The organism is Streptomyces sp. NPDC111628 (genome assembly GCF_055635195.1).
The window spans coordinates 1,611,900-1,620,160 of sequence record NZ_JBVKBZ010000002.1; the positions used below are offsets into that span (position 1 = coordinate 1,611,900).

General features: G+C 67.7%; 12 protein-coding genes. 6 read left to right on the forward strand and 6 right to left on the reverse strand.

Annotated features, from left to right (window positions below; translation table 11 throughout):
- Positions 1–84: 84 nt before the first annotated feature.
- The 3 genes from ACZ7MF_RS14960 (at position 85) to ACZ7MF_RS14970 (ending at position 2,417) form a co-directional block, all read left to right on the forward strand.
- Positions 85–615 carry a hypothetical protein gene (locus tag ACZ7MF_RS14960; RefSeq protein ID WP_471477185.1) on the forward strand — a complete coding sequence of 177 codons (531 nt, stop codon included), beginning with the start codon at positions 85–87 and terminating at the stop codon, positions 613–615.
- A gap of 363 nt (positions 616–978) precedes the next feature.
- Positions 979–1,119: a hypothetical protein gene (locus ACZ7MF_RS14965; RefSeq protein WP_471477245.1), complete on the forward strand. Its 141-nt coding sequence runs from the start codon at positions 979–981 to the stop codon at positions 1,117–1,119.
- Positions 1,116–2,417 carry an ISL3 family transposase gene (locus tag ACZ7MF_RS14970; RefSeq protein WP_471477246.1) on the forward strand — a complete coding sequence of 434 codons (1,302 nt, stop codon included), beginning with the start codon at positions 1,116–1,118 and terminating at the stop codon, positions 2,415–2,417. The genes ACZ7MF_RS14965 and ACZ7MF_RS14970 overlap by 4 nt, the downstream gene beginning before the upstream one ends.
- Before the next feature lie 8 nt (positions 2,418–2,425).
- Here ACZ7MF_RS14970 and ACZ7MF_RS14975 read toward each other — a convergent pair whose 3' ends face one another.
- A complete protein-coding gene (locus tag ACZ7MF_RS14975; protein ID WP_471477186.1) occupies positions 2,426–2,923 on the reverse strand; it encodes a hypothetical protein in 498 nt (165 codons plus the stop codon).
- A 428-nt stretch (positions 2,924–3,351) separates the two neighbouring features.
- Here ACZ7MF_RS14975 and ACZ7MF_RS14980 point away from each other — a divergent pair, with 428 nt between their 5' ends.
- Complete coding sequence (locus tag ACZ7MF_RS14980; protein ID WP_471477187.1) at positions 3,352–3,717, forward strand: hypothetical protein; 366 nt, start codon at positions 3,352–3,354, stop codon at positions 3,715–3,717.
- A gap of 53 nt (positions 3,718–3,770) precedes the next feature.
- A protein-coding gene (locus tag ACZ7MF_RS14985) for an IS5 family transposase (protein ID WP_471477188.1) occupies positions 3,771–4,714 on the forward strand; the annotation gives its coding sequence in 2 pieces (ribosomal slippage) (positions 3,771–4,131 and positions 4,131–4,714; 945 coding nt in all).
- 37 nt (positions 4,715–4,751) lie between these two features.
- Here the strand turns inward: ACZ7MF_RS14985 and ACZ7MF_RS14990 are convergent.
- Together ACZ7MF_RS14990 and ACZ7MF_RS14995 are read right to left on the reverse strand one after the other, a co-directional pair.
- On the reverse strand, positions 4,752–5,186 hold the full coding sequence (locus tag ACZ7MF_RS14990) for a hypothetical protein (RefSeq protein ID WP_471477189.1): 435 nt from the start codon (positions 5,184–5,186) through the stop codon (positions 4,752–4,754).
- 1,371 nt (positions 5,187–6,557) lie between these two features.
- A complete protein-coding gene (locus ACZ7MF_RS14995; RefSeq protein WP_471477190.1) occupies positions 6,558–6,767 on the reverse strand; it encodes a hypothetical protein in 210 nt (69 codons plus the stop codon).
- Between ACZ7MF_RS14995 and ACZ7MF_RS15000 the strand changes: the two genes are divergently transcribed.
- Positions 6,744–7,073, forward strand: a complete 330-nt coding sequence (locus ACZ7MF_RS15000; RefSeq protein ID WP_471477191.1) for a hypothetical protein — start codon at positions 6,744–6,746, stop codon at positions 7,071–7,073. The two genes, ACZ7MF_RS14995 and ACZ7MF_RS15000, sit on opposite strands and share 24 nt — an antisense overlap.
- A 60-nt stretch (positions 7,074–7,133) precedes the next feature.
- Here the strand turns inward: ACZ7MF_RS15000 and ACZ7MF_RS15005 are convergent, their stop codons facing one another.
- From ACZ7MF_RS15005 to ACZ7MF_RS15015, 3 genes are all read right to left on the reverse strand, one after another.
- Positions 7,134–7,433 carry a hypothetical protein gene (locus ACZ7MF_RS15005; protein ID WP_471477192.1) on the reverse strand — a complete coding sequence of 100 codons (300 nt, stop codon included), beginning with the start codon at positions 7,431–7,433 and terminating at the stop codon, positions 7,134–7,136.
- A complete protein-coding gene (locus tag ACZ7MF_RS15010) occupies positions 7,430–7,600 on the reverse strand; it encodes a hypothetical protein (protein WP_471477193.1) in 171 nt (56 codons plus the stop codon). Before ACZ7MF_RS15010 ends, ACZ7MF_RS15005 begins: the two co-directional genes overlap by 4 nt.
- 84 nt (positions 7,601–7,684) lie before the next feature.
- A complete protein-coding gene (locus ACZ7MF_RS15015; RefSeq protein WP_471477194.1) occupies positions 7,685–8,077 on the reverse strand; it encodes a TnsA-like heteromeric transposase endonuclease subunit in 393 nt (130 codons plus the stop codon).
- Between the last annotated feature and the right edge of the window lie 184 nt (positions 8,078–8,261).

Genomic DNA, 8,261 nt, shown 5'->3' on the forward strand with positions numbered 1-8,261 from the left:
TCAAGGCAGCCTAATGCCGAAACAATCGCACAGCTACGCTGATCGGGGCAGTCCACAGGGCGCAAGACCGGGGGGGAAAAAGCCGTGAACCGACCGCTACTGTTCCTCGACATCGACGGGCCGCTCAACCCCTATGCAGCCAAGCCGGAGAGGCGTCCCGACGGCTACATCACGCTCAGAGTCCCCCGGAACGACGTCCATCAGGACGACAGAGGCCTCTCGTCTCGACGACCTCTACGGGTCTGGCTCAACCCGGAGCACGGACGGATCCTGCTCCAGCTCGGCTTCGAGCTGTGTTGGGCCACCACATGGATGGACGACGCCAACCGGTGGATCGCACCGGCCCTGGGCCTTCCGGAACTTCCCTTCGTCGACTTCGGCGAAGTCCTACTCCGAGAACGTCCTGATGGAGTCCACTGGAAGACCGGGCCGCTGGTGGACTACGCAGGCGGCCGTCCTTTCGCCTGGGTGGACGACGAGCAGAGTGAGCTGGATCAGACCTACGTGACCGCCCACCATCAGGGGCCCGGACTCCTGCACCACGTCAACCCACGGATCGGCCTACGGGAGAACGATTTCCACACGCTCGCCGACTTCGCCAGTTGGTCTCGCTGATCGGGGTGTGGACGTGGTCGCGGTGGATCCACGGGATCTCGTGCAGGTGTCCGTCGGGCAGGCTGGCTTCGTTCGTTTGTTGCGGTTCTGGTCCAACTTCCGTGGTGTGCCTACTCCCTGTAACGGTTGATCTCTCCGGAGCGTCTTCCGAGATCGTCCGGAAATGGCTGGCGACGGCGACGCTCGGGGCGATGGTTCTGGGCTGTGCGCGAGGTACTGCTCCAGCTGGAAGAGCTGATCTTCCTGTCGGATTCGGAGATCAGGGTGGTGTCGGTGCAGGACGTCGGTGTCGTGATCCGGATCGGTGTCAGATCCCGGACGGCCAAGGCCCGCTGCCCGGGCTGCGGAAGTTGGTCGGGGCGGGTGCACGGCTCCTACCTGCGGTTTCCCGCCGATCTTCCCGTGGCAGGGCGGCGGGTGGTGCTGCGGCTGCGGGTCCGGCGGTCACATGCGAGGACGCCTCATGCGAGCGGCGTACGTTCGTCGAGCAGGTCACGGGCCTGACCCGCCGACACAGCCAGCGGACCGAACGAATGCGGTCGGCGCTGGCCGAGGTCGGCCTCGCGGTGGCCGGCCGTGCCGGCGCCCGGCTGGCCGACGTCTTCGGGGCGAAAGCCAGCCGGAACACGGTCCTGCGACTGGTCGACGCGCTCCCGGAGCCTCAGCCGCGGACCCCGCGGGTGGTCGGCGTCGACGAGTACGCGATGCGCAAGGGACGTGTCTATGGGACCGTCCTGGTCGACGTCGAGACCCGCCGACCAGTTGACCTGCTGCCGAATCGCGAGGCGGCCACCGTCGCGGCCTGGCTGGCCGAACGCCCGGGGATCGAGGTCGTCTGCCGTGACCGTGCTCCGTTCTTCGCAGAGGGCGCCAGTATCGGGGCACCCACCGCCGTCCAGGTCGCCGACCGTTTCCACCTCTGGCGCAACCTCGGCGAAGCCGCGGAGCGGTGCATCTCCCGCCACCGCTCTTGCCTGCGTGCGACCACCACCGAGGCGGCCCCGGAGAAGGCAGAAGTTCAGGCCCCGGCAGACGGCGGGTCGCCATGGCCCACCGGGCACCGGTTTGCCGACCGCACCCGCGCCAAGCACGCCACCGTCCACGCGATGTTGGCCGCCGGCCACAGCCGACGCTCGATCCAGCGCCAGCTCGGCATGACCTACCACACCGTCCAACGGCTGGCCGACGCCGCGCGGCCGGAAGACCTGTTTCAGGGGCAGTGGCAGAACCGCAGGACCATACTCGACGACTTCAAGCCGTACCTGAACGAACGGTGGGCCGATGGCTGCACGAACGCCTGGACCCTCTGGGAAGAGATCAAGACGCACGGCTACCACGGCGGCTACCGAGCCGTCCGTGCCTACCTCCGCCCGCTTCGTACCACCCCGACCGCACCGGCAGCCCGACCACCATCGCCGCGGACCGTGGCCGGGTGGATCCTGACCCACCCCGACGCCCTGCCGGAGAACGATCGACTCAGGCTGAAGTCAGTGCTTACGCATTGCCCTGAACTGGACGCGCTCACCGATCATGTCCGCGCGTTCGGAAGGATGATCACCGAACTCCAAGGCGACCGGCTCCCGCAGTGGATCGAAGCGGTCCGCGCCGACGACCTGCCGAGTCTCCACACCTTCGTCAACGGCCTGGAACGAGACCTTGCCGCCGTCACCGCCGGCCTGACCCTGCCCTGGAGCTCGGGCGTCGTCGAGGGCCACGTCAACCGGATCAAGATGCTGAAGCGACAGATGTACGGCCGAGCCGGCTTCGCACTGCTGCGGAAACGAGTCCTGCTGGCAGCCTGACGGGGCAGTTACGAACTCTGTTGGAGTCGCTCTGCAGCCTCAGCAGGTGTGTCGTAGTAGCCAGGCCGTGCCAGCAGGACCGAGCTGAAGTAGTAGCCCTGCTCTTCCTCTCGCTCGTCGTCGGCTGCGAACGGGCGCCAGAAGCTCAGGAGCAGGTCGGAGGCGACGAAGGACGCCGGGTCGTCTGGGTCTGCCTCGATCGAGGTGTACTCGCTCATGCGTTGCACCAGCTCGCGAGCCGGGATCGCGAATACATCCAGGCCCCGGAAGATGACTCGGTCTGTCGGAGCCGACGGCCTCCCGAGCTCAATGGCTTCGAGCCGGTCTCGCGTGCAGTGGATGCTGATCATCAGTCCACTGGGACGGAAGACGTGCTGACCCGGCCGGTCGGATTCCGAGACGGCGGAGAGATCGCGGAGCGAGTCCAGCGCCGCGTTGGCCGATTGCCGATCCATACCGATCTGCAACGGGCCAACGCCGTTCGGTGGGGCGAGGTCGAAGTCCATGCGGGCATGATCCAACAGGTCCGTCAACGAGTCACGAAGGGCATCAGTCCCGAGGCGTAACAGAGCGTGACTGCTCCACAGAAGTTGGACCAGAACCTTTGTTGCAACAGCAGTTGTCGAAGAGTTTGGGCAGTACTTGCCGATCTTCGGCGCGTTCGTTGTTCAGCAGACTTGACGGCGGCCGAGAGTGAGTGAGTCGGCCCGCCCTGTAGTCCGACTCCGGGTGGTGGTCAGCCGGGGATGCAGCCGGTCCCACACCTGCGCGGTGGCCTTCCCACAGAGGCGGGTGACGGTGACGGCCGGGCGCTGCGCCGTTGAGTCAGCGACCGCTGCGGCGGCCAAGGGGCCCCACGCGGGTATCCTGCTGCGGGAGTTGCAGGTGACAGGTACGAGCGGACGCAGTTTCAGTCGGGGGCAACGTGGTGCGCGTGCTTAAGGCGGTAGTCCCGGTCCTCGCCCTGGTGGCGGTGACGGCCGGGTGTTCCTCGTCCGAGGGCGGGGACGAGCAGCGGCTGACCGCGCAGCGGGAGAACTACTGCACGCAGCTGGGGGCGTGGCAGAAGGCGCGGAACGCGGCGGGCACGGGCACGCCGGAGTCGTCAGGGTACGACGAGGTCGGGGCCGTCGCGCAGAACGCCTTCCTCGCGATGCGACCGCTCCGGGATGAGACCGTTGGCGGAGGCCGCACCTTGGCGGAGGCGACGGTGGCAGCAATGAACAACAGTGACTCCGAGGCAGAGGGGCGCGTTGTGCAGTACTGCGACGATGTCGGCTTCGAGACGCTGACCCGCTAGGAGCTGTCCGGCCGATCATGTGACTGCCCCGTGCTCGGGTCGTTGGTCTGGCTATGGGGCGGGATGGACGCGGTGATCTGTCGGATGCCGAGTGGGAGCGATTGCGGCCGTTGCTTCCGGTGAGTAACGGTCAATGCGGGCGGTGGCGTGATCATCGACAGGTGATCGACGGGATCCTGCATCGGGTGCGGACAGGGGTGCAGTGGCGCGATCTGCCGGAACGATTCGGGCCGTGGAAGACGGTCTACGAACGTCGCCGGCTCTGGTCGGCGGACGGCACTTGGGAACGCCTGCTGCAACAGGCTCAGGCGGCGGCCGATGCAGCGGGCGAGATCGACTGGGACGTCTCGGTGGACTCCACTACCGTGCGCGCACACCAGCACGCGGCTGGCGCCCGTACCGAACCAGCGCCGGCCCTGGCCGCATCAAAGGGGGCCGAAGCACTGGAACTCCAGGACGAAATGCCGTGGCGGAGCCTCGTCGGCCTGCTGGTGGAGGTGGTGCGGGAGGTGAGGGCCTGGGCCGCTCGCGCGGTGGCTTCACCAGCAAGATTCATCTGAGCGCGGATGCCTGCTGCCGCCCGCTGTCCCTGGTCCTCACGCCGGGGCAGCAGGCGGACTGCACCCAGTTCGTGGCGGTGCTGGAGAAGATTCGGGTTCCTCGGCGCGGACTGGGCAGGCCCCGCAAGAAGCCCGACAGTGTGGCAGCCGACAAGGCCTACAGCAATGGTCCCTGTCGGCAGTACCTGCGGCGGCGGGGCATTCGGCACAGCATCCCGGAGAAGGCCGACAGCCAGGCCGTCCGCCTGCGCAAAGGGTCACGAGGCGGCCGGCCGCCGGCCTTCGACGAGGACCGGTACAAGAAGCGCAACACTGTCGAACGGGCCATCAACAGGCTGAAGAACTCCCGGGCCATGGCGACCCGCTATGACAAGCGCGGGTACGTCTTCCTCGGCACCGTCACCGCGGCGGCCGTGGTCATCTGGCTCCGCTCATGAGCGACTGGTCCACGCCGTCAAGGCCTCACTTGCGGGATCAATAGCCGGTGGTGCCCCAGAAGCAAAGTTCCTCTGGACGGCCGTCTTCGCCATAGACGACGGTGCAGCAGCCGGAGCCGCGGCCAAACGGAGGGAACCATCCGTCACCAGCGCGTTTGACGGCCCGCTGAGCGGTCTCCCGCGACGGCTTCGCTGTCCCGAACAGTTCGACGACTTCCGGGCCTTCGACCACCCTGACATCACCGGGCTCTTCCATGTCGGGCTCGCAACGGACCACGCGTTCCACGTCGAGTACCGAATGCGCCGGGTCTTCGTCCAGCCAGCCGCTCTCCATCAGAGCAGCCAGCGAATCGACACCTTCTTCCCCGTAGTACTCGGCATCGCGCGCGAAGACCACTTCACGGAGACAGTCCAGCGCGGCCTGCTCGCTCTGCCGGAAAGGCGTGAAGTACAACCATCTACTCGCTCCCATGCAGGCGAACATACCGAGGACCTGCGACAGGAGCCCGAACATAACGGCCAGAGGTGATCGCCCGGACAGCTCCTAGCTGGGTTTGGATCACGACAATCACGTATGAACGGCGGGGCGACGTCGACAACTCGGCTCTCAACAAGCTGCATGCCTAATGCTCGGAGGGGGGTGTTGGTGTACGGACTGTCTGCTGGCTTGGGGTGTTGTGGGTTCGCTGAGAGGCTGGGCGGGCGGTGGGGTGGGGGTTGGCGGGTGTTTGAGCTGGGGTTATGTGTGGTGTGTGGCGGGGTGGGTTGTAGGTAGTTCTGGTGTGTGATGGCTCGGTTGGTGTTTGTGCTGCTCAGGGCTGTTTTGTCTGGTCGGTGGGGGTGGGGTTAGCGGTTGCGGGTGGGGGGCGGTTGTGTTGTTCGGCGAGGTGGTCGGGTTGTACCGCGTCGAGGGTTGTTTTGGTGATGCGTTCGGTGCCGTCGTGGATGGCGGTGATGGCGGCTTGGCGGATGAGTTGGGTGAGGGATCCGATGCGGCTGGCGGTGCGCTGGTGGAGGTAGGGGGCGTGCCGGGGGAGGGTGGCGGGTGCCGTGGCGGGCGGGGAGGGGGCCGCAGGTGATGAGGGTGGCCCGTCCGGCGAGCTGGGCGCCGCGGGTGCCGCTGAACAGGGGTGTGTCGGTGACGTTGATGCCGGCGTAGACGAACGTGGTGGGGAGGCGTTCGGTGAGGTCTTTGATCAGGTCGGCGGTTTGGGTGCTGGTGGTGGTGCGGGGGGTTGAGGCGGTGGATTTCGTCGATGAGGACGAGTTGGACGCCGGCTTGGGTGTAGGTGTGGCAGACGGCGTCGGTGATCTGGGTTTGGGTCATGCGGGTGGTGACCGGGGATGCCGAGGTGGCGGGCGAATTCGGTGATGAGGGTTTTCGCGGTGGGGCCGGGCGGGACGAGGACGTACGCCATGGGGGCTGCGGCGTGGGCTGATCCGGAGGGCGGTGTGGGGTTTTTGCGGGTGTGGGCGAGGTGGCAGGTGCGGCCGACGTTGAGGAGGGTGGTGGTTTTGCCGGCTGTGGCGGGTCCGGTGACGATCAGGGAGGGTTGTGCGGTGGTCTGCTGGTGGCGGCCGAGGATCATCAGGGTGCGGACGTGGGTGGTGAGCTGGCTGAGGGCGGGGGTACGGATGGTGACGAACGCGGAGTGGTAGGCGAGACGTTCGTCGGTGCTGCGGGGTGGGTCGCCGGGCTGGGGCGGGGCGGGCGGGTTGGTGGTCGCGAAGCGCTGCCAGCCTTACCAGGTGGTCAGGGGCCAGGACGGCTCGACCGTACCGTCGCTGTCTGCGTCGGCGGGTGCACTGCTCGGGCTCTGCGCTGCTGGGCGGGGGTGGGTGTTCACCACTTGTCGGCTTCCTCGTGTGCGTCGTAGAGCCCGAATCCGGCGGCCGCGGCGGGATAGGTGTTGTCGTCGGGGAGGTTGTCGATGCTGTCGTGCTGCACTGACTCGCCGGTGGTGGGGCCGGTGCCGTATTGCGGGTGCCGGGCGGCGCGGGCGGGGAGGGCTTGTTCGGTGGTGGTGGCGTGGCTGCTGTGGACGCGGCGCATGAGCTGGTCGAGGGCGTCGGCCAGGCCGGCCTCGTGCTGCTGGCTGTCGTCGTGGTTGTTGTGGTGGGTGTGGGTGTGGGTGCGGATGTGCTGCCAGGTGTGGTCGTTGAACGGCTGATGGACGTGATCGCGGTGGATCCACGAGTTTTCGGTGAGGTCGCCGTCGGGCAGCCGTACCCAGATTTGGCGGACGTCGTGGGGGTTGTAGTGGATTTCCCATGTCCCGCCGCGGGCGGCGACGGGGGAGGCCTGGCCGCGGTAGGGGGGCGAGGAGATCTGCGTCGTAGGTGTGGTGGTGGATGGTGATGCTGGCGGGAGTGATGGCCTGCCAGCGCACGGGCAGCAGCTCGAGGTAGTCGCTGCCGGTCAGCGGGACGGGCACGTCCCGGCGACGGCCACGAGCGCGGCCCACATCTGGTTCGGGGTGAGCGCTTTGCGGGGCATCAGCGGGTGGCGCAGGCCTTCGTGAGGGCGGTGGTGATAGTGCACCAGCCACTCATCGAGGAGGTCCTGTCGCTGGGGGACGCTGTAGCAGGCGTCTTTCTCGTCCGGGCCGAGGAGGTGGATGTCCTGCCCCGAAAGAGCGACCACCTGCCACGTCACGCCACGGAACCGCGTGCGTGCACCGACCTTCACGGCCGGCCGGACATTGCGCCGTGCGCTCACCCGGCACCTCTCTTCTTGCTCGGGTCGCTCCAGCCCGGCGGGCCGACGAGGATGCGTTCGTGCAGCGGCGTGTTCAGACCAGCCGTCAACCGGCCGTGCCACAGAGCGTGGAAGACGTAGGGAAGGACTTCGATCGGGCCGCCGACCGCTTCGGTGCCCTCGATCAACGGCCGCGGCCGCCTGAACGCCTCCGCAACCGCCGCCGCCAGACCGGGGCGGCCGGTGTTGCGAGGATGGCGGTATCCGGCCAGTCATTTGAGGTTGGCGGCCAGGACGTCCTCGAGCGGTGGGATGCGTCGGTAGGCCCAGCCGACGTCCGCACATGTCTGCGCCACCGCCTCGGCGGCCTTCACCGTGCGTTCGCCGCCCGCGCCAGGGTGGCCGGAGCAGTCGGCGGGCAGCGCGGTGCCGTCGGCACGGCGGGCGAAGAGCTGCGGCACCCAGGAACGCACCTGCCCGCGGGCATCACGCCACAGCAGCCGCACTGGCCGCCCCGCCAGCCCCGTCACGTCCGGGTCGCGGTCCAGGACCATCAACTGGACACGCATCGCGTTCGACCCCGCAGCCACGTGCCGCCCGGTGGTCGCCGACCACCACAGGCCCGGCTCCCAGCGCCGCCCCGGGACCACCGGGAACGCCGGCACCGGCGCGCCAGGTCCTCGAACGCCATGGTCATGGCGGCATCCGTCCACCGCTGCTGCACCGCCTGCCCCACCGGGTCGAGGAACACCGCCTATGGCGTTGCTGATGGTGTGCTTATTGATCTTGATTGTGGCCTGCTGTTGTTCAGTTGTTCTGGGTGGTAGTTCTGGTCAGTCGGTGAGGCTT

Coding starts and splice junctions, on each gene's coding strand:
- ACZ7MF_RS14975 (WP_471477186.1), bottom strand. CDS start 2,923: ATGGACTTCGACCTCGCCCCACCGAACGGCGTTGGCCCGTTGCAGATC.
- ACZ7MF_RS14990 (WP_471477189.1), bottom strand. CDS start 5,186: ATGGGAGCGAGTAGATGGTTGTACTTCACGCCTTTCCGGCAGAGCGAG.
- ACZ7MF_RS14995 (WP_471477190.1), bottom strand. CDS start 6,767: ATGCGCCGCGTCCACAGCAGCCACGCCACCACCACCGAACAAGCCCTC.